The 21,874-nt window shown below is 61.3% G+C and carries 20 protein-coding genes and 1 riboswitch; of the genes, 12 read left to right on the plus strand and 8 right to left on the minus strand.

Annotation, left to right across the window (positions count from 1 at the left end; genetic code table 11):
• The first annotated feature begins 220 nt into the window (after positions 1–220).
• From QEO92_RS02510 to ubiA, 3 genes are all read left to right on the plus strand, one after another.
• Positions 221–2,530, plus strand: a complete 2,310-nt coding sequence (locus tag QEO92_RS02510; RefSeq protein ID WP_227702047.1) for a Tex family protein — start codon at positions 221–223, stop codon at positions 2,528–2,530.
• A gap of 170 nt (positions 2,531–2,700) precedes the next feature.
• Entirely contained in the window at positions 2,701–3,954 is a 1,254-nt protein-coding gene (locus QEO92_RS02515) for a cyclopropane fatty acid synthase (RefSeq protein ID WP_037158274.1), read from the plus strand.
• 68 nt (positions 3,955–4,022) lie between these two features.
• A complete protein-coding gene (gene ubiA / locus QEO92_RS02520) occupies positions 4,023–4,973 on the plus strand; it encodes a 4-hydroxybenzoate octaprenyltransferase (protein ID WP_227702048.1) in 951 nt (316 codons plus the stop codon).
• 86 nt (positions 4,974–5,059) lie between these two features.
• Here the strand turns inward: ubiA and QEO92_RS02525 are convergent, their stop codons facing one another.
• On the minus strand, positions 5,060–5,626 hold the full coding sequence (locus QEO92_RS02525) for a DUF6101 family protein (protein WP_037158271.1): 567 nt from the start codon (positions 5,624–5,626) through the stop codon (positions 5,060–5,062).
• 298 nt (positions 5,627–5,924) lie between these two features.
• Here QEO92_RS02525 and QEO92_RS02530 point away from each other — a divergent pair, with 298 nt between their 5' ends.
• Positions 5,925–8,501 carry a DUF1217 domain-containing protein gene (locus QEO92_RS02530; RefSeq protein WP_227702049.1) on the plus strand — a complete coding sequence of 859 codons (2,577 nt, stop codon included), beginning with the start codon at positions 5,925–5,927 and terminating at the stop codon, positions 8,499–8,501.
• A 24-nt stretch (positions 8,502–8,525) separates the two neighbouring features.
• On the opposite strand, the gene QEO92_RS02535 is transcribed toward QEO92_RS02530, so the two are convergent.
• The 4 genes from QEO92_RS02535 to QEO92_RS02550 are packed head-to-tail and all read right to left on the minus strand — an operon-like array spanning position 8,526 to position 11,985.
• Positions 8,526–8,906: a winged helix-turn-helix domain-containing protein gene (locus tag QEO92_RS02535; RefSeq protein ID WP_037158269.1), complete on the minus strand. Its 381-nt coding sequence runs from the start codon at positions 8,904–8,906 to the stop codon at positions 8,526–8,528.
• Positions 8,903–10,345 carry an FAD-binding oxidoreductase gene (locus tag QEO92_RS02540; RefSeq protein ID WP_227702050.1) on the minus strand — a complete coding sequence of 481 codons (1,443 nt, stop codon included), beginning with the start codon at positions 10,343–10,345 and terminating at the stop codon, positions 8,903–8,905. Before QEO92_RS02540 ends, QEO92_RS02535 begins: the two co-directional genes overlap by 4 nt.
• 12 nt (positions 10,346–10,357) lie before the next feature.
• Positions 10,358–11,335 carry an L-threonylcarbamoyladenylate synthase gene (locus tag QEO92_RS02545; RefSeq protein ID WP_227702051.1) on the minus strand — a complete coding sequence of 326 codons (978 nt, stop codon included), beginning with the start codon at positions 11,333–11,335 and terminating at the stop codon, positions 10,358–10,360.
• Between the two features lie 32 nt (positions 11,336–11,367).
• Entirely contained in the window at positions 11,368–11,985 is a 618-nt protein-coding gene (locus QEO92_RS02550) for a DUF6656 family protein (RefSeq protein ID WP_227702052.1), read from the minus strand.
• A 145-nt stretch (positions 11,986–12,130) separates the two neighbouring features.
• Positions 12,131–12,346, plus strand: a riboswitch (cobalamin riboswitch).
• A gap of 111 nt (positions 12,347–12,457) precedes the next feature.
• Between QEO92_RS02550 and QEO92_RS02555 the strand changes: the two genes are divergently transcribed.
• The 3 genes from QEO92_RS02555 (at position 12,458) to QEO92_RS02565 (ending at position 14,939) form a co-directional block, all read left to right on the plus strand.
• The gene (locus tag QEO92_RS02555; protein ID WP_227702053.1) at positions 12,458–13,705 is read left to right on the plus strand and encodes an aromatic ring-hydroxylating oxygenase subunit alpha; all 1,248 of its coding nucleotides are present in this window, start codon (positions 12,458–12,460) and stop codon (positions 13,703–13,705) included.
• A gap of 119 nt (positions 13,706–13,824) precedes the next feature.
• On the plus strand, positions 13,825–14,256 hold the full coding sequence (locus QEO92_RS02560; RefSeq protein WP_227702054.1) for a BA14K family protein: 432 nt from the start codon (positions 13,825–13,827) through the stop codon (positions 14,254–14,256).
• A 191-nt stretch (positions 14,257–14,447) separates the two neighbouring features.
• A complete protein-coding gene (locus QEO92_RS02565; RefSeq protein WP_227702055.1) occupies positions 14,448–14,939 on the plus strand; it encodes a BA14K family protein in 492 nt (163 codons plus the stop codon).
• 69 nt (positions 14,940–15,008) lie between these two features.
• On the opposite strand, the gene QEO92_RS02570 is transcribed toward QEO92_RS02565, so the two are convergent.
• Positions 15,009–16,004 carry a transporter gene (locus tag QEO92_RS02570; protein ID WP_037159853.1) on the minus strand — a complete coding sequence of 332 codons (996 nt, stop codon included), beginning with the start codon at positions 16,002–16,004 and terminating at the stop codon, positions 15,009–15,011.
• 143 nt (positions 16,005–16,147) lie between these two features.
• On the opposite strand from QEO92_RS02570, the gene QEO92_RS02575 reads away from it, so the two are divergent.
• From QEO92_RS02575 to QEO92_RS02595, 5 genes are all read left to right on the plus strand, one after another.
• On the plus strand, positions 16,148–16,363 hold the full coding sequence (locus QEO92_RS02575) for an antitoxin MazE family protein (protein WP_081953014.1): 216 nt from the start codon (positions 16,148–16,150) through the stop codon (positions 16,361–16,363).
• A complete protein-coding gene (locus tag QEO92_RS02580; RefSeq protein ID WP_227702056.1) occupies positions 16,363–16,686 on the plus strand; it encodes a type II toxin-antitoxin system PemK/MazF family toxin in 324 nt (107 codons plus the stop codon). Before QEO92_RS02575 ends, QEO92_RS02580 begins: the two co-directional genes overlap by 1 nt.
• Positions 16,687–16,771: 85 nt before the next feature.
• Positions 16,772–18,577 carry an acyl-CoA dehydrogenase gene (locus tag QEO92_RS02585; protein WP_227702057.1) on the plus strand — a complete coding sequence of 602 codons (1,806 nt, stop codon included), beginning with the start codon at positions 16,772–16,774 and terminating at the stop codon, positions 18,575–18,577.
• 65 nt (positions 18,578–18,642) lie between these two features.
• Complete coding sequence (locus QEO92_RS02590) at positions 18,643–19,350, plus strand: crotonase/enoyl-CoA hydratase family protein (RefSeq protein ID WP_280107517.1); 708 nt, start codon at positions 18,643–18,645, stop codon at positions 19,348–19,350.
• Between the two features lie 85 nt (positions 19,351–19,435).
• Positions 19,436–19,738 (plus strand): hypothetical protein, encoded by a 303-nt coding sequence (locus QEO92_RS02595; RefSeq protein ID WP_227702059.1) that lies wholly within the window; start codon positions 19,436–19,438, stop codon positions 19,736–19,738.
• On the opposite strand, the gene QEO92_RS02600 is transcribed toward QEO92_RS02595, so the two are convergent.
• Positions 19,739–20,983 carry a class I SAM-dependent RNA methyltransferase gene (locus tag QEO92_RS02600; RefSeq protein ID WP_227702060.1) on the minus strand — a complete coding sequence of 415 codons (1,245 nt, stop codon included), beginning with the start codon at positions 20,981–20,983 and terminating at the stop codon, positions 19,739–19,741.
• The gene (locus QEO92_RS02605; RefSeq protein WP_227702061.1) at positions 20,980–21,735 is read right to left on the minus strand and encodes a TlyA family RNA methyltransferase; all 756 of its coding nucleotides are present in this window, start codon (positions 21,733–21,735) and stop codon (positions 20,980–20,982) included. The genes QEO92_RS02600 and QEO92_RS02605 overlap by 4 nt, the downstream gene beginning before the upstream one ends.
• Positions 21,736–21,874: the final 139 nt, after the last annotated feature.

A 21,874-nucleotide genomic window follows, 5' to 3' on the forward strand; every position in this document is an offset into this window, starting at 1 on the left:
TCCATTGCTCACCGCATCATGCGGCCTGGAAAACGTAGCCACTGATTTGTAAAGATGAGAGGTAGTCACCTATTTTCCACAAATCCGTGGTTAGCAATCGTTGAAGCCTGCCTCGTTTCGGCACGATCTGTACCGCATCCTGTGGACCCAGGCATCAGCAACGTTGCCTTGCCGCAAACTTGGACTATGGTCGCGCCTCCCGATTTGAACGAGGACGCCCATGGCCGCCGATCTCCGTTTCCTTGCCGCTGCGATTGCCGCGGAAATCAATGCCCGTCCCGAACAGGCTGCCGCCGCGATCGGGTTGATCGACGAGGGCGCTACGGTGCCCTTCATCGCGCGCTACCGCAAGGAAGTGACGGGAGGGCTGGACGACACGCAACTGCGCAATTTGTCGGAGCGCCTCGTCTATCTGCGCGAGTTGGAAGCCCGCCGGGCGACGATCGTCGATTCCATCAATTCTCAGGGCAAGATGACCGACGAGTTGTCGACGAAGATCGGCAAGGCGACGACCAAGGCGGAACTGGAAGACCTCTATCTTCCCTACAAGCCGAAGCGCCGCACGCGCGCAGAGATCGCTCGTGAGCGCGGGCTTGGGCCGCTCGCCGACGCGATATGGGCCGATCGTACCGCCGACCCGACCAGGCTGGCGGAGGCCTATGTCACGGGCGAGGTGGCGGACGTGAAGACGGCACTGGATGGCGCCCGCGATATCGTCGCCGAGACGATTTCCGAAAATGCCGACCTGCTCGGCAAGCTGCGCCAGCATATGCGTGCCGGTGCGGTGCTCAAGGCAAAGGTGGTCGACGGCAAGCAGGAGGCCGGAGCCAAGTTCGCCGACTATTTCGACCATTCCGAACGCTGGGCGATGGTGCCGGGTCACCGGGCGCTCGCCATGCTGCGCGGCTGGAACGAGGAAGTGCTGACGCTGACGATCGAGGTGGATCAGGACGACTCGTCACCAGTGAAGCCGGCGCAGCGCATCGTGGCTGCTGCCTTCGACATCCGTGAAAGGGGGGCGGCGGATCGCTGGCTGATGGATGTTGCCGGTTGGACCTGGCGCGTCAAGCTTTCGGTCTCGCTGTCGCTGGACCTGATGCGGGAACTGCGCGAGCGTGCCGAGGAGGAGGCGATCCACGTCTTCGCCCGAAACCTCAAGGACCTGCTGCTTGCCGCCCCCGCCGGCTCTCGCGCCACGATGGGCCTCGACCCGGGCATCCGCACGGGCGTCAAGGTTGCGATCGTCGACGGCACCGGCAAACTGCTGGACACGACGACCGTTTATCCCTTCCCGCCGAAGAACGATGTTCGCGGCACCCAGGCTGAACTCGCGGCACTCATCCGCAAGCACAATGTCGAACTGATCGCCATCGGCAACGGCACCGGCAGCCGTGAGACGGAAAAACTGGTGGCCGACATGCTGGCGAACCTGCCGGCGCCTCCCTCGGGAACCAAGCCGACCAAGGTGATCGTCTCGGAAGCCGGCGCTTCGGTCTATTCGGCATCCGAGACAGCTGCCGCCGAATTCCCGCAGCTCGATGTCTCCCTGCGCGGTGCCGTCTCCATCGCCCGCCGCCTTCAGGATCCGCTCGCCGAACTCGTCAAGATCGAACCGAAATCGATCGGCGTCGGCCAGTACCAGCACGATGTCGACCAGACGAAGCTGTCGCGCTCACTGGACGCGGTGGTCGAAGACGCGGTGAACGCCGTCGGCGTCGATTTGAACACGGCGTCCGCGCCGCTGCTTGCGCGTGTCTCCGGCCTCAGCCGCTCGATTGCAGAATCGATCGTCGTGCACCGCGATCAGAACGGACCGTTCGGAAGCCGCAAGGACCTGCTGAAGGTCGCCCGCCTCGGCAACCGCACCTTCGAGCAGGCGGCGGGCTTCCTGCGCATCCCGAATGGCAAGGAGCCGCTCGATGCTTCCGCCGTCCATCCGGAAGCCTATGGCGTCGCCAAGAAGATCGTAGCCGCCTGCGGCCGCGACCTGCGCACCCTGATGGGCGACAGCGCGACGTTGAAAGGGCTCGACCCGCGCAGGTTCATCGACGAGCAGTTCGGTCTGCCGACGGTGAAGGACATCATTGCCGAGCTCGAAAAGCCGGGCCGGGACCCGCGCCCGAGCTTCAAGACGGCCACCTTCGCGGAAGGGGTCAACGAGATCGGGGACCTTCGGCCCGGCATGATGCTGGAAGGCACCGTGACCAACGTGGCCGCTTTCGGCGCCTTCGTGGATATCGGCGTTCACCAGGACGGGCTGGTGCACGTCTCCCAACTCGCGGACAGGTTTGTCAAGGACCCGCATGAAGTGGTCAAGGCCGGCGACGTAGTGAAGGTCCGGGTCGTGGAAGTCGACGTGAAGCGCAAGCGAATCGGATTGACCATGCGCAAGGACGGCGGCGAGGCGGCGCCGGCGCCGCGCGGCGAAGACCGCGGCAAGCCGCTCAGCCCGAAGTTTGCGAAGACGGAAAAGCCGTCCTCGCAGGGCGCGTTCGGTGCCGCACTCGCGGAAGCTTTGAAACGCAGGTAATTTTCGGCTGCTTTTTAAAATTTCTACCATAAGATGCAGGTCGTCAGGCATGGGTTTGACGGCTTGTTTTTTTGTGTCATTTTCATGGCGGGAATGTGCTTGAAAGTCGCAGAGAAATTATTAGATTTTCGATTTAGTAAGGCAGCCTTAGTATCTATGGAGGTGGGTCCATGGCCTCGTCCCTTCACAATCTCTTCAATACAATCATCAAGACCGGCACCCTGACCGTTCGCGGCTCGGGTGGCGAGCAGCGCTACGGCGGAGGAGGAGGCAGGGCAGTAACCATCCGCTTTGTGGACGAAGCGGCGGAACGGGAACTTGTGAGCGATCCGCAACTCAAGCTCGGCGAACTCTATATGGATGGCCGGCTACGCGTCGAAGAGGGCGATATCTACGAGTTCCTCGCGCTCATCAAGGACAATACGCTGCGTGAGGGCCTGACCTTCGGGATGATCCTGCGTGGCGTTGCGCGGATGGTGGCATCGCAGTTCCGCAATCGCGTGCCGGTCAACCACAACCGGCGGAACGTCGCCCATCATTATGATCTGGACGAGAGGCTGTTCTCGCTGTTTCTGGACGAGGACTGGCAGTATTCCTGTGCCTATTTCAATCCGCCGGGCGTTTCGCTGGATGAGGCGCAGGTAGCCAAGAAGCGCCATATCGTTGCGAAACTGCTTGCCGAGCCCGGCCAGCGGGCGCTGGAAATCGGTTCGGGCTGGGGCGGCATGGCCATGTATCTCGCCGAATCATCAGGCGTCGATGTCACCGGCATCACGCTGTCGACGGAACAGCTCAAGATCTCCCGCGAGCGCGCCGCCAAGCGCGGACTTGCCAACAGCGTCCGCTTCGAATTGCAGGACTACTACTACCTGCCGCCGCGCCAATACGACCGCATTGTCTCCGTCGGCATGTTCGAACATGTGGGCCGGCTGAACTACCGCAAGTTCTTCAACAAGGTGAATGACGTGCTGGCCGATGACGGCGTCATGGTGCTGCACTCGATCGGCCAGCCCTATCCGGCGATCTACAACAATCCCTGGATCGAGAAATACATCTTCCCGGGCGGTTACATTCCCTCGATCGCCGAGGTGATGCCGGCTGTCGAAAAGGCGGGCCTGCTCGTCTCCGACATCGAAATCCTGCCGATGCACTATGCTTATACGCTGCGCCACTGGCGCGAGCGCTTCATGGCGAACAAGGAGAAGGCGGCCGCCATCTACGACGAGCGATTCGTGCGCATGTGGGAGTTCTATCTCGCCGGTTCGGAAATGGCCTTCACCCACGAAAACTTCTTCATCTTTCAGATGCAGATCGTCAAGAAGCGCACCACCGTTCCCGACAACCGGAACTATATCTACGAGCGCGAGGCGGAGCTGAAGGCCTTCGAACAGCGCCGCGTGCCGCTCGACAGGGTCGCGGTTTGAATGGTCGGGAAGCGGGGGCGTTTCGGCCCCGCTTGACCGCCGGCTCCGGCGGGCGCTAGAACCTCGGCATGACGAATGCCGACGATTTTACGGGCCGCGTGGCTGACGCCCCTTCGGACAACTGGGTCTACCGCGTTCTGCCGCGGCCGGCCTGGCCCTATGCACAGCTTGCCCGCTGGGACCGGCCGATCGGCTGGCAGCTCCTCATGTGGCCGTGCTTCTGGTCGGCGGCGCTCGCGGCCAATGCCGCGCAGGACGAGGGGATGTTTTCCCTCGGGCTTTTTCTTTTCCATCTGATCCTGTTCTTTATTGGCGCAGTCGCCATGCGTGGTGCCGGCTGCACCTATAACGATCTTGTCGATCACAATATCGATATGGAGGTGGCGCGCACCCGATCGCGCCCTCTGCCGTCTGGCCGTGTGTCTCGTTTTGAGGCCAAGGTGTTTCTGGCAGTGCAGGCGCTTGTCGGTCTTCTGGTGCTGATCCAGTTCAACGCCTTTACGATCGTGCTTGGCATCCTGTCGCTCGGCGTGGTGGCGGTCTATCCCTTCGCCAAGCGCTTCACCGACTGGCCGCAATTCTTCCTGGGCCTTGCCTTTTCCTGGGGCGCGCTGATGGGTTGGGCCGGCGTCTTTGGCAGCCTGTCATGGGCGCCTCTCTGGCTTTATCTTGCCGCCATCTCCTGGACGATCGGTTACGACACGATCTATGCTCATCAGGACAAGGAGGACGATGCGCTGATCGGCGTACGCTCGACGGCACGCCTCTTCGGCGAGGATACCAAGCGGTGGCTGATTGGCCTTTACGGTTTCACGCTGTTCTTCCTGATCTTTGCCTTTGCCGCAGCCGGCGTCGGGTTCTTCGCCTATCTCGGCCTTCTCGCAGCGGCGATCATGTTCGCCTGGCAGGTGCTGATCCTCGACATCGACAATGCCGAACAGTGCCTGAGACTTTTCAAGTTCAACCACCACGTCGGCACGACCCTGTTCCTGGGCCTTGTCCTGTCGCTTGCCGTTTAGTCTTCAAGAGGAAAGAAGCCCGACCGGCTGAGGGTCGGGCTTCTTTCTTATCGCGAGCGGCGGAGGCCAAAGGGACAAACAAGGCCTCAGCGGCGCGCAATGATCTCCTTGCCTTCGATCTTCATCGTCACACCCAGGCTGCCGGTGGTCCGGCGGACCAGGAAACGGGGGCGGCGGCCGGCAAAATAGGAATGGCGGCGGCGTGCAGCCGTGCCGTTCGAGCGCACATCGCCGATATGGTTTTCGAGCGGGCGGGCAATGCCGTCGGCTTCCACCATCAGCATCGGGATGCGGAACGCATCCGACCAGCTCCGCCAGTCGGCGGCGATGTCGCAGAGGTCGTGGGCGACCAGAAGCGGGATGCAGAGATCCGGATCTTCGTGATGGAGTTCCAGTGTGACGGTCACTTCGCCGTCACCGTGGTCGATGGCACGCGCGGCGACACCCTTGAACGCGCGGGCAGGGAGAGCGAAGGAGAGCGGCAGGCCGCTCGAGGGAAGGATCTTGCGCAGCACGGCGCCGCGCTCGTCGATGGTGATAGTGACATCTCCTGATGTCTCGCGCAGCGCATAGGTAACCTGCTGCGGGAAACGAGACGGATCGAGCCTCAATGTCGACCCTGCCCATATGGGCTTCAGAACAGTGTTGGTCATCGGTATGCTACCCTTGTTTTACCTGAGAGCCGTTGCCGGTTTCTCTGCGGGACTTTTGTCCTCTGCAGTTGGAGCATAGGGCTGGCATGTTCGAGACTGCTTAAAAATCGCGGTTAAGGAAGCTTTGCCTGCCTGAATGGTTAGCGAAAGCGCACCCCTTTGGGTTTCCGGAAAGTGAATCGCAGAAATTGTACAGGCGCGGGACAGAAGAGATTGTCGGGCCGAAGCTTGAAAAGCCACGGGCAAGGCTATCCTGCAATGCTTGCGGCAGCATCATTCCGACTCGCGGGGCCTGTCCATGGTATCGACCTATCTGACTTTCGATCTCGTCAATCGCGATCTCCAGAAAAGCCTGAAGCAGGTTGCCAACCAGACCACCGTCGCCAACGATTCGAAATATTACCAGGAAAACATCGGCAAGATAAAAACGGTCGACGAATTCCTGGACAACTATCGGCTCTATTCCTACGCCATGACCGCCTACGGTCTGGATGAGATGATCTATGCCAAGGCCTTCATGAAGCAGGTCCTGGAAAGCGATCTCAGCGATGATAACAGCTTCGCCAACCGCCTCACCGATGATCGGTACAAGGATTTCGCCGCTGCATTCAACTTCGGTTCGTCCACCTCGGATGTCGCTGTCGCCCAATCGGACGGCCAGATGGAAGAGCTCTTCGATACCTATGATCAGACGATCGCCTCGCAGTCGGACAAGATCGAGGAAGACACACGATACTTCCAGGTGATGCTCGGGACGACCGGCAACATCGACAATGTCGATGAATTCCTGAGGAACGACCGGCTGCGCGAATATATGTTCACTGCCTATGGCATTGATGGGAAATACTACAATTACACCGCCATCCGCGGCGTGCTGACCAGCGATCCGGATGATCCGGGCAGTTACTACAATACCGCTTACGGCAGCCGGCTGGACCAATACGATGCCGCAGTGGCCGAGGACGCCGAACTGGAGGAACGGGAAGGGATTCTCGAACTTCAGGACTCGATTGCGTTGGGGGAGCAGCTGAAGGCCGATCTTGAGGCCCAGATCGCCGCCAAGCAGGATGAATTGGACAATGGTGGCGATCCCGATGTTCTGCAGCCTGAGATCGACGCTTTGCAGACGCAACTGACCGAGACGGAGGCGCTGATCGCAAAGGATCAGGCCAGTTTCGAAGAGCAGCAACCCCGTCTTGAAGAGTTGAATGCCAAGCTGGTTCCCGTCGAGCAGTCGGCCCAGCGGCGCGCCGAACTGGCGAAGATCATCAGCGGTACAAAGTCTGATGCCGCCTACCTGAAAGTGATGAAATCCCTCGCCGAGGATTTCCAGTTCAATGCGGACGGTACCGTCCCGGCCGACGGCGCCGTAACAGCGGAAAAGCTGCAGGAAATCGTGGGCGGCTATTTCAACAAGCAGACGCAGGTGACGCATGCCGAAGCGATGCTCAATCAGGAACTCTTCGAGCAGAAGATCGCGACGGCGACGAACGTCACCGATCTGATAGACGATCCGCGTATCCTGCAGTACATAAAATCGGCCTTCGACTTGAACGAGAGCTATATCGTAAAATCGACGATCGACCAGATTCTGACCAGCGATCTCGACGATCCCGACAGCTACGCCAATGTCTACGGCAAGGACCGGCCGCAATATCTGGAACTGGCGAAAGCCTTCAATTTCAATACGGACGGCACGGTTGCGGCCGGTGAAGCCCAGACCGCCCAGCAGACCAGCAAGACCCGCAGCAACTATTTCAGCCGCTGGGATGACAAGCAGGAAGAGGATCTTGCAAAGACGATCAAGTTCTACAAACTGGACCTCGCGGCCATCGAAACACTTGACGATTTCCTGAGCAGCGACGCGCAGACCAGTTATGAGTTCGCCCTGGAGGCAGTCGGCCTCGACCCCTCTTCCGTCTCGAAATTGACGATCAAATACGCATTGAAGAGCGACCTCTCCGATCCGGACAGCTATATCTATCAGCTGAAGGACGAGCGCTTCATCACGCTCGCGAAGCTGTTCAATTTCGGCAAGGATGGCGATGTGACCGCGCCGGTGCTTGCCCAGTCCAATGCGGCGATCACCAATGTCGCCAGGGACTATATCCTGCGCAAGACCCGCTTCCTTGAGGGCGATGAGCTGGAAGCTGCCAAGAAGAAGGCCGAGGAAGAAACGAAATACTATACCGAAACCATGCAGCGCATCGACAGCCGCGATGAATTGCTGGCGGACCGCAAGCTGCTCGATATCCTCCTGACCTCGAAAGGGATAGACCCCTCGACGGTGACGGACGACTTCCTGAAACAGGCCTTCAATTCCGATCTGAGCGACCCGGCGAGTTTCGTCAATACGCAAACGGACAAGAGATTTGCCCAGATCGTCGGCACCTTCAACTTCGATGCCAAGGGTGACATCGACCGCAGCGCTGCCGGCAAGGCCCAGAACGGCGGCGAGATCGCTGCGACCGAGAGCAACTATATACGGCAGCTGCTTGAAACCCAGGAAGGCGAGGAAAACGCGGGTGTCCGCCTGGCACTCTATTTCCAGCGCATGGCCGACACCATCACCGATCCCTATGTCATCCTCGGCGATGAGGCGCTGATGGAGTTCTTCCGTATCACGTTCAGCCTGCCGGAGGAAATCGGCAATATGGACGTCGATCAGCAGGCGAAACTGGTCGAGAAGAATCTCGATCTCGAGGATTTGTCCGACCCGGAAAAGCTCGACAAGCTGATCAGGCGGTTCACCGTCATGTACGACATCGAGAGCAATGCCACGACGACCGCGTCGGCGGCCGATATTCTCAGCGGCAGTTCAGCCGGCATCAGTGCCGATACGCTCTGGGCACTGTCTCAGATCAGGATGGGCTAAGGCGAGTGTTGGGCTGGTCGGGTTTCAGGTTTCGTCGCTCTTGTCGGACGATTCGAAATTCAGATCCGTATTGGCCGCCAACCAGTCGAGATCGGCGCGCATCGCGTCGCGGCTTGCCTCTTCCATGCGCCGGTAACGGGAGAGCAGTTCCCGGCCGAATTCGGTGAGACCGGCCCCACCACCGCTTTTTCCTCCGTGGCGGGTGGAAATCGACGGTTCCCGGAACATCCGGTTGATTTCGTCGCCGAGCAGCCAGGCACGCCGGTAGGACATGCCGATTGCCGCGCCGGCGGCCCGGATCGAACCGTGCTCGGCGATGAGTTCGAGGAGTTGCGCCTTGCCCGGGCCGAGTCGCACGCCATTGTCGAGGTCGATGCGGATCGTCGTCTTCGGCGCCCGGCTCATGGAACGAGCACCTTGCCGGGATTCATGATACCGGCCGGATCGAAAGCCCTCTTGATGCGCCGCATCAGGTCCATTTCGATCGGCGATCGGATATGGGCGAGTTCGTCGCGCTTCAGCTGGCCGATCCCGTGTTCGGCGGAGATGGAGCCGCCAGCAGCGAGCACGATACCATGCACGATCTCGTTGACTTCCCGCCAGCGGGCGATGAAGGCGGCCTTGTCGGCCTTCATGTCCGCACTGACCGGTTGGGAGATGTTGTAGTGGATGTTGCCGTCACCGAGATGGCCGAAGGCGCAGATGCGGGCGCCGGGAACGGCTGCCACCACCGCTTTGTCCGCCTCCGCCATGAAGGACGGGATTTTCGAGACCGGCACGGAAACGTCGTGCTTGATCGAGCCGCCCTCCGGCTTCTGGGCGTCCGACATGCTTTCCCGCATGTGCCAGAGTGCCCTCTGCTGGGCGACTGAGGAGGCAATCACCGCGTCGCGTATGAGACCTGCCTCGAATCCCTGTTCGAGCAGCGACTGAACCATGGTCTGCGCCGTCTCGGCGGAATCGGAAGTGGAGATGTCGATCAGGGCGTACCAGGGATGCGGATCCGAAAGAGGGTCACGCACGCCTTCGATATGGCGGGTGGTAAACTCGATGCCGATGCGCGGCATCAGTTCGAAGCCGGTCAGCGCCGTGCCGCAGAGGTTCGAGGCCCGTTCGAAGAGTTTGAGAGCATCCTCGGGCGAGTTGAGGCCGGCGAGCGCCACCTGATGGCCGACAGGCTGCGGAAAAAGCTTCAGCACCGCGCCGGTGATGATGCCGAGAGTTCCCTCAGCACCAATGAACATGTCACGCAGGTCGTAACCGGTATTGTCCTTCTTGAGCCGTCGCAGGCCGTCCCAGATCTCCCCCGTCGGGAGCACCACCTCGAGGCCGAGGCAGAGCTGGCGCATGTTGCCGTAGGCGAGCACGGACGTACCACCGGCATTGGTGGAAAGGTTGCCGCCGATGCGGCAGGAACCTTCGGAGCCGAGCGACAAGGGGAACAGCCGGTTGACCGCTTCTGCCGCCTTCTGCACATCGGCAAGAATTGCGCCGCCATCGGCAACAAGCACATTGGCGACCGGATCCACATCGCGGATGCGGTTCATGCGTTCAAGCGAGACGATCAGGTCATTGCCGCCGGTGCGCGGGGTCTGGCCGCCGACAAGGCCGGTATTGCCGGTCTGCGGCACGATCGGCGTGCCGGTTTCGCTTGCAAGCTTGAGAATTGCCGAAACCTCCTGCGTGGAGCCCGGCTTGAGCAGCATTGGCGAGGAGCCTTGGTAAAGTCCGCGGCCCTCGATGAGATGCGGCGCGAGGTCTTGCTGGTCGCGCAGCACATGGTTTTCGCCGACGATCGCCGCAAAGCGGTCAAGAAGCTCTGGTTTGGGTCCCGAAATGTCCATCGGCGTCTCCTCTTATTTCCGCGGCGCTGCGGCGCGGGCCAGCCGGTCGTTGATCGCCTCGCCGAGACCGTGACCCGGAATGTGTGTGACGGCGATACGGGTGGCACCGGTCGCATCGGCGCGCTTAAGGTAATCGAACAGATTTGCGGCCGCCTCGGCAAGATCGCCGGAGGGACTGAGGTCGAAAATTGCAGCGGCCTGTTCGATTCCCTTCACCGGAACCGCGCCGAGGCGGATCAACACCTCGCCCGGCTCGACATGATCGGCGTTGAGCCGCACGCTCGCACCCGGCGCATAGTGGGAGGCAAGCATGCCGGGCGCCTCGATGATCGCTGCGGGACCTTCAGGCCGGATGACGGTCAGCCCCGTTGCCGTTTCTATTTCCTCTCCGGCAACCCCGCCGGGCCGCAGCAGCCGGAGTGCGCCACTTTCGACGCGAAGGATGGTCGATTCAACGCCGACCGGTGCTGCGCCGCCGTCAATGACGAGCTTCAATTTGTCGCCCAGGTCGTCCGCCACATGCCGGGCGCTCGTCGGACTTACTCCGCCGGACGTGTTGGCGCTGGGGGCGGCGAGCGGTTTGCCATAGGCGCGGATGAGGTCGGCGGCAAAACCCTTCGGCAGGCGGATGCCGACCGTGTCGAGCCCGGCCGTCGCCAGCGAGTGGATGCCGCTTTCGGGCCTCAAAGGCAGGATCAGCGTCAGCGGTCCGGGCCAGAAGGTCTCGGCAAGCTTTTTCGAGACGGGGTCGAAGACCGCATAGCGCTCGGCCATGGCGAGGTCGGACATGTGGCAGATCAGCGGGTTGAAGCGCGGCCGACCCTTGGTCTCGTAGATTCGGGTGATGGCGGCGGGATTGGTGGCGTCTGCCGCAAGTCCGTAAACCGTCTCAGTCGGGATCGCGACAGGAAAACCGTCTGCCAGGACGGCACAGGCGCGCTCGAGCGCCTTTTCGCGATCCGTGGTGATGTCTATGATTTCGGCTGTCATGTTCGCCGTCAATAACGCGGACTCGTCCGCCGTCAAAGCTTTTTGATGATTTCGCGAAGCGCGTCGCCTGAAGCACCGAGCATCAGCACGTTCTTGATCGCTTCCATCGGATCGTGGGTCCTGAACAGGAGCCCGTTCCTGCGGATCGAGCGGTTGATCCGGAAAGGCTGGCCGGGCTCGCTTTCGATCGCGACCGCGAAATACATACGCGCATTCATATGGCTGATGCGCTCGAAGAATTTCTCTTCCTCCTCACCGATCTCAGAGAAGAAATTGGCGATGTAGAAAGACCAGCGCACCGGCACGCGAGACGCGAGGAGAGTCCGGGCGGCCGTCACGTGGCAATAGCCGAGATGCGGACGGTCATCGAGCGTGCGATGGAAGATGACCTTAGGGAACTGGATTGAGCGGTGGAAGGCGTTGATCCGCTCGTGGCTTTTTTCGCCTGCGGCCTCCAATCGCTTGCCTGTGCGTTCCGCGACCTCGGTGTAACTGAGATAACGGCGTTCCTCCGGTGCCCAGATTGGCTTGTAGCGTGTGATGCGCCCGGTCCGCAGAAATTCCGAATGCACGGTCGTTTTTGTCGCCGCCGGAACAGGAGGAGCCGGCGGAGGAGCTTCGAAGTAGCGGATCTTTGCCTTTGCCTGCACGATGGCGCCGCTCCCATTGAGGCCGGGATTTTAGGATTCAACTCTTAATGACGAGTTTCCCTTTCGCGAGGCTTGAGAAAGGCCGTCGTCAATGCGGTTGCCGATGTCGCAATGTCATCTATGCGGCAAGTTTGGAGGATGGTTATATCCGCCTCAAGCTCAAGGTGCCGCCCCGCTAGGGAGGGGCGGAGAATTGGGAAGCCGGTCGAAGCCCGGCGCTGCCCCCGCAACGGTGGTGGAGCTCGAAGGCCTGGCGGAAGCCACTGGGAAAGAGCCGCAAAGGCTGCCCGGGAAGGCGCCAGGCCAGTCCCGCAAGGGACAGCTCCTGAGCCCGGAAACCAGCCTGAAGTGAACGAGATTTTGACCGATCGCGGCGGGCGTTCGGACAAGGAGACTGGCAGGCTGAGGCCAGCTGGTTTTTCCATGTCCTTTCCGCAGGCCGCTTGAAGGTAGCATTGACGAGGAAGGCAAGATGGAAATTCGCAGTCAGGTCCTGCGGCAATTGAAGAACCGCCGTGAAGGCTTCAGCCTCGAACAGGCCTTCTATACCGACCCGGACTATTACAAGCTCGACCTCGAAATGATCTGGTACCGTGACTGGCTGTTTGTCGGCCACGATTGCGAACTGCCGAAGGCCGGAAGCTATTTCACGCTGCAGATCGGAGATTATCCGGTCGTCATCGTGCGCGGTCGCGACGGCCGGATCCGGGCGCTCCACAATACCTGCCGCCATCGCGGCAGCCGGGTCTGCACCAAGGAGAGCGGTTCGGCAGTCCGCCTCGTCTGTCCTTACCACCAGTGGACCTACGAGCTCGACGGCTCGCTGATGGCCGCCCGCCAGATGGGCCAGGATTTCGACAAGAGCCAGTTCGGCTTGAAGAAGGTCCATTGCGAAAGCGTTGCTGGCTATATCTTCATCTGCCTCGCCAACGAGGCGCCGGACTTCGCACCCGTCCGCGCGGCCATCGAGCCCTACATGGCGCCGCATCGCCTTTCGGAAGCCAAGGTCGCCCATCAGTCGACGATCATCGAAAAGGGCAACTGGAAACTCGTCTGGGAAAACAACCGCGAGTGCTATCATTGTGTCGGCAATCACCCGGAGCTCTGCCGCACGTTCCCGGAAGCGCCGACCGTCAGCGGTGTGGCCGGCGCCATTGACGATCCCGTCATCACCGAACACTGGCGGCGCTGCGAGGCGGCCAATCTGCCGAGCGAGTTCCGGATATCTCCGGATGGCCAGTTCCGCGTCGCCCGCATGCCGTTGATCGAAGGCGCTGAAAGCTACACCATGTCGGGGAGGAAGGCCGTCGTCCGCCAGCTTTCAGACGGCGTGACGATCGACGGCATCGGCACCATGTTGCTTTTCCACTATCCGACCACCTGGGACCATATGCTGGGCGACCACGCGATCTCCTTCCGCGTCACGCCGCTCGGCCCGGAGGAAACGGCGGTGACCACCAAATGGCTGGTCCACAAGGATGCGGTCGAGGGCGTCGATTACGATATCGAAGAGTTGACGCATGTGTGGAACATGACCAACGACCAGGATCGCCAGATCGTCGAGGAGAACGCCTTCGGCATCCGCTCGCCGGCCTATGAGCCAGGCCCCTATTCGGCGGTCCATGAGGGTGGTGTCATGCAGTTCGTCGAATGGTATTCGAACTTCATGGTCAACCGCCTGCAGGGGGATGAGCAGGCGAAGCTTTCGATCGTGGCGTGACATTCCTGCCGGCGACGCAGATCGCTCGTTCGTGATCGGCCCGGGGCCGGGTTCCCGAGGAACCAAGCTTCCGCATCCGCGTTGTTCCCAGGTGAAATTAACCACAGGGAAACATCAGGATGAATGCCATTCGTTTGCGTTTGACCACGGTTGCGGCAGCCTTTGCCGTAGCGCTCACGAGCCTTACGCCCGCTCGGTCTTTCCAGACGCAGCCGATCCCCGGCATTTCAAACTCGACCACCATAACGCAGGTCCAATATCGAGATCGTCGCGATTGGCATCGTGACCGCGACCGTTATGGCTGGTACAACGGCCATCGCGGTTATCGTGACCGCCGGCCGGGTTATCGCTATCACAACGGCTTCTGGTTCCCGCTGGCAGCCTTTGCCACGGGGGCGATCATCGGCGGGGCGATTGCAAACGATCGCGCCGGTTATTCCAGCCGGCATGTCGCCTGGTGCGAGAGCCGCTATCGCACCTATCGTGCGTACGACAATACCTACGTGCCGCGCGTTGGCGTGCGCGCACAATGCATTTCGCCATATCGGTGAAGCTTTCCGGGGCTGGATATGGAACCCGGTTCGGGCACGCGGCCCGGGCCGGGTTTTCTGTCGGAAGCGTTAATCGCGCATTCAGGATGAATTCCCTAGGGTCGCTGTGAAGTTCAGCCGTCTGATATAAGAGACGCTGCTTGGCGCAGAGAATTGAAAGAAAAGATAACAACAGGGTATGGAGACTTGATATGACGCTGTTCAGGAAGATCGCCGCCGCTGGTATTTCCGTCGCCGTTCTGGCTGGCTCCCTGATGCCGGCTCAGGCTATGCCGCTTCCCGCGGCTCCGGCCGCGGTTGCGGAAAGGTCGGATGTGACCCAGGTACAATACCGGGATCGCCATGATCGGTGGGAGCGCCGGCACTGGCGCCGCGACGCGTATAGGAATGGCTACCGAGACGGTTATTACAATGGCTATCGTGGTTATCGCGACCGCCGGCCACACCATCGTTACTACAACGGCTATTGGTTCCCGTTGGCGGCGTTTGGCGCCGGCGCAATCATCGGCGGTGCCATTGCCTCGCAGCCGCGCTACGTGGCTCCGGCGCCGTCCTATAGCGGTGGCCTCAATCCGCGTCACTATGAATGGTGTTCCGCCCGCTATCGTTCTTACGATTCCTATTCCAACACGTTCCAGCCCTATAACGGCCCGCGTCAGCCCTGCTATTCGCCTTATTACTGAGGCCTATCATCAGGCGTAGCTTTGAAGGCCCGTCCGGCACAAGCCGGGCGGGCTTTTCATTTGATCGGGTCAGAGAATACCGGTGCGCCTCAGCAGCCACCAGGCAGCAAGCACCGACACGCCTATCAGGCTGAGGGCGTAGCCGGTGCCGTTCGTGCCTTCTGCGAAAGGAAGGGACGAGGTGTTCATCCCGAAGAAGCCGGTGACCAGCGTTGGCGGCAGCAGGAATGCCGTCATCAGCGACAGAATGTAGAGGTGCCGGTTCGTCTCGGAGGAGAGCTTCGAGTCAATTTCCTCATGCAGCAGCCGGGCACGTTCCTGCAGTGCGTAAACATCGTGATCCACCGCCTCCAGCCGGCCGACCAGCCGTGAGGCCACGTCGTCGAAACCGGGCGGCATCTCGTCGTCGTCGGCCGCCGCGGCGCGCCGCATCAGCGTCAGCACGGTTCTGAGGTGCCGGTGCAGCCGAACCACGGTGCGCCGCACGGGGGCGAGCCGGCGGCGCTCGTCGCGCGGCGTATTGTCGTAGACGAAATCTTCGATGAGGTTCAGTTCTTCGGTGAGCTCCATCACCAGGCTGATCAGCGTGCGCTGGAATTCGGCGACCAGGGTTTCGAACACGTCGATCGGACGTCTGTAGCGGGAGGCATTCTTTTCGATCGCCGCTCGCATCCGATCGACGGACCGGAGCGGCTGCAGGCGCGTCGTGATGATCACCCTGTCGGAGACGAAGAAGTGCAGCCAGCCGATATCGCGGGTCTCGCTGTCGAATTCCCGCTGGAAATCGACCAGCGTGCCGTAGACGAGCTGCTCGTCAAGCGTGATCGCCGCATGCGTGTCATGAGTGGTAAGTGCCGTGAAGGCCGGCGGCGTCAGGCCCGGAAAGTTCTCGAGGAATGCATTGACTCGCGTGTCGGCGAGATTGAGATGCAGCCAGAGAAAGCCTTCGCTGACATCGAGGTCGCTGCGCGCCACATCGATCGGCAGGCGGGTGCAGGGGGCTGAGCCAGGACGAAAGTGATAGGCCCAGACAAGGCCCGGGATGGCAGGAGCAACGAGCGACATGGGTGATGAATCCGGCGGCATGAGGCATCTCCTTAAGCCCCTTGTGTAACGCTGGTTTCAACAAGATTCTCTAAAGGGTCATCGGGCCCTTGAAAGACGTGCAGCCTTGTGTTACATGTAACGGATTGTCGGAGTATTGTGATATGCCTTCTTCGGTAAGTGAGCGCGTCAGGAAGCGTCGCGAAAGTCTTCGGGCGGCCGGTTTGCGGCCACTGCAAATTTGGGTGCCTGATACGCGACGTCCAGGTTTTGCAGAAGAGTGCCGCCGCCAATCGAGAGTGGTCGCAGCAGCGGACGCTGCAGATCCCGATCTGCTGAATTTTCTGGATGAGGCTCTGGCAGATCTCGGTGAACCGTGATGCAAAGAGGGGATCTCGTCACGGTCGCCTTAACCGGCGATTTCGGCAAGCCGCGCCCCGCGCTCATAGTCCAATCTGATCTGTTCGACGAGACGGACACCCTTACAGTTTTGCTGCTTTCCAGCACGCTGGTGAATGCGCCCCTTGTTCGCCTTACAGTGCAGCCAGATGCCACGAATGCGCTTAACAAGCCTTCGCAGATCATGGTCGACAAGACGATGACTGTAAGGCGCGATAAACTGGGAAAAGTCTTCGGCCGTATTGATGATGAGACGATGATTTCCGTGACCCGGTCACTTGCTGTGTTTTTCGGATTCGCGTGAGCGTTGACAATTCCATTTACGTTTACGTAAAAAGCAGGAGGGGAATAACCGAAATTGGCTGAATGCGCCGACGAGGAGGAGCATCATGTATAAGGCACCGGTCGAGGAAATCGCCTTCACGCTGAACCATGTGGCAGGCCTTGCGGATGCCGTGGAGATCGGCCGGTTCGGCGACCTCAGTTCCGACTTGGTCAATGCTATTCTGGACGAAGCGGGACGGTTCGCCACCAATGAGATAGCGCCGCTCGGCGAAATTGGCGACAAACAGGGCGCCCGGCTCATCGACGGTGAGGTGAAGACACCGGACGGCTGGCCCGAACTCTACCGCCACTGGCGGGAGGGCGGCTGGAACGGGCTTACCGCGCCGGAAGCCTTCGGCGGCCAGCATCTGCCGCACATGCTGAACGTTGCAGCTCTGGAAATGTGGAATTCCGCGTCCATGGCCTTCGCGCTGGCTCCGACGCTCACCATGGGAGCGATTGAGGCGTTGGTCGCTCACGGCAGTGATGCCCTCAAGGGGAAATATCTCGAAAAGATGGTGTCCGGCGAATGGACCGGCACCATGAACCTCACGGAGCCGCATGCCGGCTCCGATCTCGGCGTCTTGAAGACCCGCGCCGAGCGTCGCGGTGACGGTACCTATCGCATCTTCGGCCAGAAGATATTCATCACCTGGGGCGAGCACGACGCCGCCGACAATATCGTCCATCTGGTGCTCGCCAGGCTACCGGATGCGCCGGCTGGTACGCGCGGCATCTCGCTGTTCCTCGTGCCGAAATTCCTGGTCGATGACGATGGCTCGCTCGGCGCCCGCAACGACGTCTTCTGTCATTCGATCGAGCACAAGCTCGGCATTCATGGCGCACCGACCTGCACGATGATCTATGGCGACGGCAGGTTCCACCCGGAAAACGGCGAAGAGAAGGGCGCGATTGGCTGGCTGATCGGCGAGGAGAACAAGGGGCTTGCCTGCATGTTCACCATGATGAACAACGCTCGCCTTGCGGTCGGCATGCAAGGCGTTGCAATCGCCGAGGCAGCGACCCAGAAGGCAGTCGCCTATGCCCATGAGCGGACGCAGGGCAGGGCGCCTGGCTGGACTGGCGAGGGCAAGCGGGGGGATATGAGCCCGATCATCGAACATCCCGATATTGCCGGCACACTGATCACCATGAAGGCGCTGACACAAGGGGCACGCGCCATCTGCTATGCCTGCGCCTACGCAATCGACATGTCGCATCACACTGAAGGCGACGAAGCTCGCCACTGGTCCGAGCGGGCCGCACTTCTGACGCCGGTTGCCAAATCCTTTGCAACAGATATCGGGGTCGAGGTCGCCTCGCTGGGCATCCAGGTGCATGGCGGCATGGGCTTCATTGAGGAGACGGGTGCTGCCCGTTATCTGCGCGACGCCCGCATCGCGCCGATCTACGAGGGCACCAACGGTATCCAGGCGATCGATCTGGTCACCCGAAAACTGCCGCTGTCGTCCGGTGAACAGGTACGCGGTTTCATTGGCGAACTGAAGGAGATCGCCGAGAGCGTCGCCGCCTCGAACGATACGGCTTTCGGTGAAAGCGGCGACCGGTTGCGCGCCGCAGTCTTCGCACTGGAGGCTGCTACCAACTGGCTCCTCGAGGTGCAGGCTGACGGAAGAAGCGCGGATGCGCTCGCCGGGGCGACACCCTATCAGCGCCTGTTCGGCTTGACACTCACCGGCTGCTACCTTGCGAAAGGTGCCCTGGTGGATATCGGTGACGGCGGCACGGAAAAGCGCGTCGCGCTCTGCCGCTTCATGGCGGAAAACCTGCTCGCCGAGACCTCGGCGCTCAAGGATCGTGTTATCTCCGGCGCGGCGAGCCTTGAAGCCGCCCGCGCCATTCTTGCCTGAGAGGAAGCCTGCCCGTGAGCGACGATCATATCCTTGTAGAGCATCCCGAAACCCATCCGGGCGTCATGTTGATCCGGTTCAACCGGCCGGAAAAGAAGAACGCCATCACCACGGCCATGTATGCGCGGATGACGCAGGCCCTGCACGAGGCCGCCAATCATCAGGCCGTTCGCGTCGTTGCTTTTCTTGGCACGGAAGGCTGCTTTTCCGCAGGCAACGATCTGAGCGACTTCCTGAATTTTGCGCTGAAGGAAGGCGGCGGGCCTCCAGCGGCGTTCGAGTTTCTCCAGGCGCTTGCGACAATCGAGAAGCCGCTGATTTCCGGCGTCGACGGATTGGCGATCGGCATCGGCACCACGCTTAACCTGCATTGCGACATGACGATTGCCTCCTCGCGCAGCCTGTTCAGAACGCCGTTCGTCGATCTGGCCCTGGTTCCTGAAGCCGGATCCAGCCTGCTCATGCCTCGGGTGCTGGGGCATCAGCGCGCCTTCGCCATGCTGGTGGCCGGTGAAAGCATCTCGGCCGAAGCCGCATGTGCCGCAGGCCTGATCTGGAAAGTGGTGGAGCCGGAAGCCGTGGAGAAGGAGACCCTGGCTCTGGCCGACAGTCTCGCAAAGAAGCCGCCGCATGCACTGAAGATCACCCGCAACCTCATGAAGGGCAATGGCGACGCTCTTCTGGCCCGGATGGACGAAGAGCTGGTGCATTTCACTGTACAGCTCAGGAGCGCCGAGGCGCGCGCAGCCTTCGAGGCCTTCATGCGGCGTTAACGCTGCCGCGCGGGAATGTCGGGCCACCGTCTTCTTTTGGTGCATGAGCAGAGTTAGATTCCTCCTGGAAAGAGGAAGAATCTCAATGCGCAAAATCCTGTCGGGCCTGACGATCCTGCTGATCTCAAGCTCTGCCGCCGGTGCCGGCGAGTTCTCGATGGCTGGCGGCGATGCTGCCATGTCGCTGGTCCAGTATCAGGGGAATACCCAGTCACGCACCGACGATCGTCCGCCGCGGCCGCAACGCTATGTCTGCGTCGTGCCGCCGCGCCAGAGTGACGACCGCACGCGGCCCTATGTCTGCCGTGCCGATGCGGGCCGCGTCGGTGGCCGTTGCCGTTGCCCGAACGTCGTGGGAAGCGGCACGCTCGATCTGGCAGGATGGTGACTATTTCTCCAGCAGCGCCACTGCTTCCACATGTGGTGACCAGAGGAACTGATCGATCGGCGCGACTGATTTGATGCGATAGCCGCCGTCGACGAGAATCCTGAGATCGCGGGCGAGCGTGAGCGGATTGCAGCTCACTGCCGCGACTGTTTTCACGGTGGAGCGGGCAAGCTCCTTCATCTGTGCTTCCGCGCCGGCGCGCGGCGGATCGAAGACGACGGCGTCGTAATTCTTCAACTCCTGGACCATCATCGGCCGGCGGTAGAGATCGCGCTTCTCGATCGTGACGGGTTTCAGGCCCTGCATGTTGCGGGCGGCATGCTCCAGCGCCTTCAGCGGCTTTTCCTCGCTTTCGACGGCATGCACCCTGGCGATCCGGGCCAGTCGCAGCGCGAACGTGCCCGAACCCGCGAAAAGGTCCAGCACGCGCCTAGCCTTGCCCGCGTGGGCGAGAACGAGCTCGGCCATCGCGTCCTCAGCCGGTTTCGTCGCCTGGGTGAAGGCGCCCGGCGGCGGAGCGACTTTCACTCCGCCGAAATCGATCAGCGGCTTCTGCGGCTCGATGACCACCTCGCCGTTCACCGAGACACGGGCGATCCCCTTGAGGCTGAGCACGGTCTCGGTCACGGCGCGGCGCTGCTTGTCGGAAAGTGGCTTCAGGCCGTCGGCGGCAAGGTCGAGGCCGGAAAGCGTTTCGATCACCGTGATGCGGAAGGTATCGGAACCGGTCGCAAGGACTTGCCCGATCGCCCGGATTGCTCCGAGCCGCACCATGATTCCTTGCGAGGCGATCGGACATTCTTCGATCGAGACGATGTGATGCGTTTCGGCGCGGTTGAAGCCGAGCAGGAAATCCTTCTCCGTCTTCCGGGCGGAGAGGACGACGCGCCGCCGTTCGCCGGGATGAGCGGCGATGAGTGCGCCGACCTCCGGCGTCAGCCCCCTGGATCTCAGCGCCTCGATGACCAGATCACGCTTGAAGGCGCGATAGGGCGCATCCGCCAGATGCTGCAGCGAACAGCCGCCGCAGGCGTCGCGATCCGGATCGAAATGCCGACAGAGGGGCGCGACGCGGTCGGTCGAAGTCTCCGTGATCGATATCAGCGTGCCGTGGCCGCCGTTGCGGGCAATCGCCACCGTCTCGCCCGGCAGCGCGTAGGGCACGTAGATCGGTCCCTGTGCGCCCTCTGCGATGCCGTGGCCCTGCGTGCCGAGGCGTGTGATCTTCACCGTTTCTGTGCTCATGATGGTTTCCGCCCTGCGAGCAGGAATTCCTGGTTGCCGTCGCCGCCGGCGATGGGGGAGGGGATGAGGCCGAGGCTCGTCCAGCCCATGTCTTCCACCAGCCAACGTTCAAGTTCTGCCGCCACAATGGCAGCGGTGTCCGGATACCGCAGAAGGCCGCCCTTGCCGATCGCTTCGCGGCCGGCCTCGAACTGTGGCTTGACGAGAAGCACGCATATGGCGCCGTGCCGGGCAAGGTTCAATGCCGGAGACAGTGCCAGCTTCAGCGAGATGAACGAAACGTCCGAAACGACGAAATCGATCACCTTGCCGCTAAGGTCGTCCGCGGTAAGGTTGCGTGCATTCAGCCCCTCGATATTGGTGACACGCGGGTCGCCGGCGATCCGTCCGTGCATCTGGCCGTGCCCCACGTCGATCGCGGTGACATGTGCGGCTCCCCGTTGCAGCAGGATCTCGGTGAATCCGCCGGTCGATGCACCGATGTCGAGGCAGGTCTTGCCCTTCGGATCGAGCTCGAAGTGGTCGAGCGCCGAGACCAGCTTCAGTGCCGCGCGGGAGACATAGGCCTTGGCCGGATCGTCTACGGTGATTGTGGCGTCCCTCGGGAAGCTCTGCCCGGCCTTGGTGATGACCTGGCCGTTGACGGTAACGGTGCCTCGGGTAATCGCGTCGCGCGCCCGCGACCGGCTTTCGAAGAGTCCCGATGATACCAAAAGCTGGTCGAGGCGCTGATTTTCAGAAGTGTTGGACATACCGGCAGTCAATGCCCGGCTCTGCTGTCCCTGGCAAGTATGTCGCGGGTGAAAACTTAAGCGGCATGTTCAACGTAATTTTAATCGACTTGAGCTTTTCTGGCACGCGGAGGAGACGCTCAAGCCGTGTCATCCGAGA

Source organism: Neorhizobium petrolearium (assembly GCF_029854435.1).
Lineage (GTDB): Bacteria > Pseudomonadota > Alphaproteobacteria > Rhizobiales > Rhizobiaceae > Neorhizobium > Neorhizobium petrolearium.

Bases quoted from the DNA above. Each gene is read 5' to 3' on its own strand.
- QEO92_RS02510 (WP_227702047.1), top strand. From the start codon at position 221: ATGGCCGCCGATCTCCGTTTCCTTGCCGCTGCGATTGCCGCGGAAATC.
- QEO92_RS02515 (WP_037158274.1), top strand. From the start codon at position 2,701: ATGGCCTCGTCCCTTCACAATCTCTTCAATACAATCATCAAGACCGGC.
- ubiA (WP_227702048.1), top strand. From the start codon at position 4,023: ATGACGAATGCCGACGATTTTACGGGCCGCGTGGCTGACGCCCCTTCG.
- QEO92_RS02525 (WP_037158271.1), bottom strand. From the start codon at position 5,626: ATGACCAACACTGTTCTGAAGCCCATATGGGCAGGGTCGACATTGAGG.
- QEO92_RS02530 (WP_227702049.1), top strand. From the start codon at position 5,925: ATGGTATCGACCTATCTGACTTTCGATCTCGTCAATCGCGATCTCCAG.
- QEO92_RS02535 (WP_037158269.1), bottom strand. From the start codon at position 8,906: ATGAGCCGGGCGCCGAAGACGACGATCCGCATCGACCTCGACAATGGC.
- QEO92_RS02540 (WP_227702050.1), bottom strand. From the start codon at position 10,345: ATGGACATTTCGGGACCCAAACCAGAGCTTCTTGACCGCTTTGCGGCG.
- QEO92_RS02545 (WP_227702051.1), bottom strand. From the start codon at position 11,335: ATGACAGCCGAAATCATAGACATCACCACGGATCGCGAAAAGGCGCTC.
- QEO92_RS02555 (WP_227702053.1), top strand. From the start codon at position 12,458: ATGGAAATTCGCAGTCAGGTCCTGCGGCAATTGAAGAACCGCCGTGAA.
- QEO92_RS02560 (WP_227702054.1), top strand. From the start codon at position 13,825: ATGAATGCCATTCGTTTGCGTTTGACCACGGTTGCGGCAGCCTTTGCC.
- QEO92_RS02565 (WP_227702055.1), top strand. From the start codon at position 14,448: ATGACGCTGTTCAGGAAGATCGCCGCCGCTGGTATTTCCGTCGCCGTT.
- QEO92_RS02570 (WP_037159853.1), bottom strand. From the start codon at position 16,004: ATGTCGCTCGTTGCTCCTGCCATCCCGGGCCTTGTCTGGGCCTATCAC.
- QEO92_RS02575 (WP_081953014.1), top strand. From the start codon at position 16,148: ATGCCTTCTTCGGTAAGTGAGCGCGTCAGGAAGCGTCGCGAAAGTCTT.
- QEO92_RS02580 (WP_227702056.1), top strand. From the start codon at position 16,363: ATGCAAAGAGGGGATCTCGTCACGGTCGCCTTAACCGGCGATTTCGGC.
- QEO92_RS02585 (WP_227702057.1), top strand. From the start codon at position 16,772: ATGTATAAGGCACCGGTCGAGGAAATCGCCTTCACGCTGAACCATGTG.
- QEO92_RS02590 (WP_280107517.1), top strand. From the start codon at position 18,643: ATGTTGATCCGGTTCAACCGGCCGGAAAAGAAGAACGCCATCACCACG.
- QEO92_RS02595 (WP_227702059.1), top strand. From the start codon at position 19,436: ATGCGCAAAATCCTGTCGGGCCTGACGATCCTGCTGATCTCAAGCTCT.
- QEO92_RS02600 (WP_227702060.1), bottom strand. From the start codon at position 20,983: ATGAGCACAGAAACGGTGAAGATCACACGCCTCGGCACGCAGGGCCAC.
- QEO92_RS02605 (WP_227702061.1), bottom strand. From the start codon at position 21,735: ATGTCCAACACTTCTGAAAATCAGCGCCTCGACCAGCTTTTGGTATCA.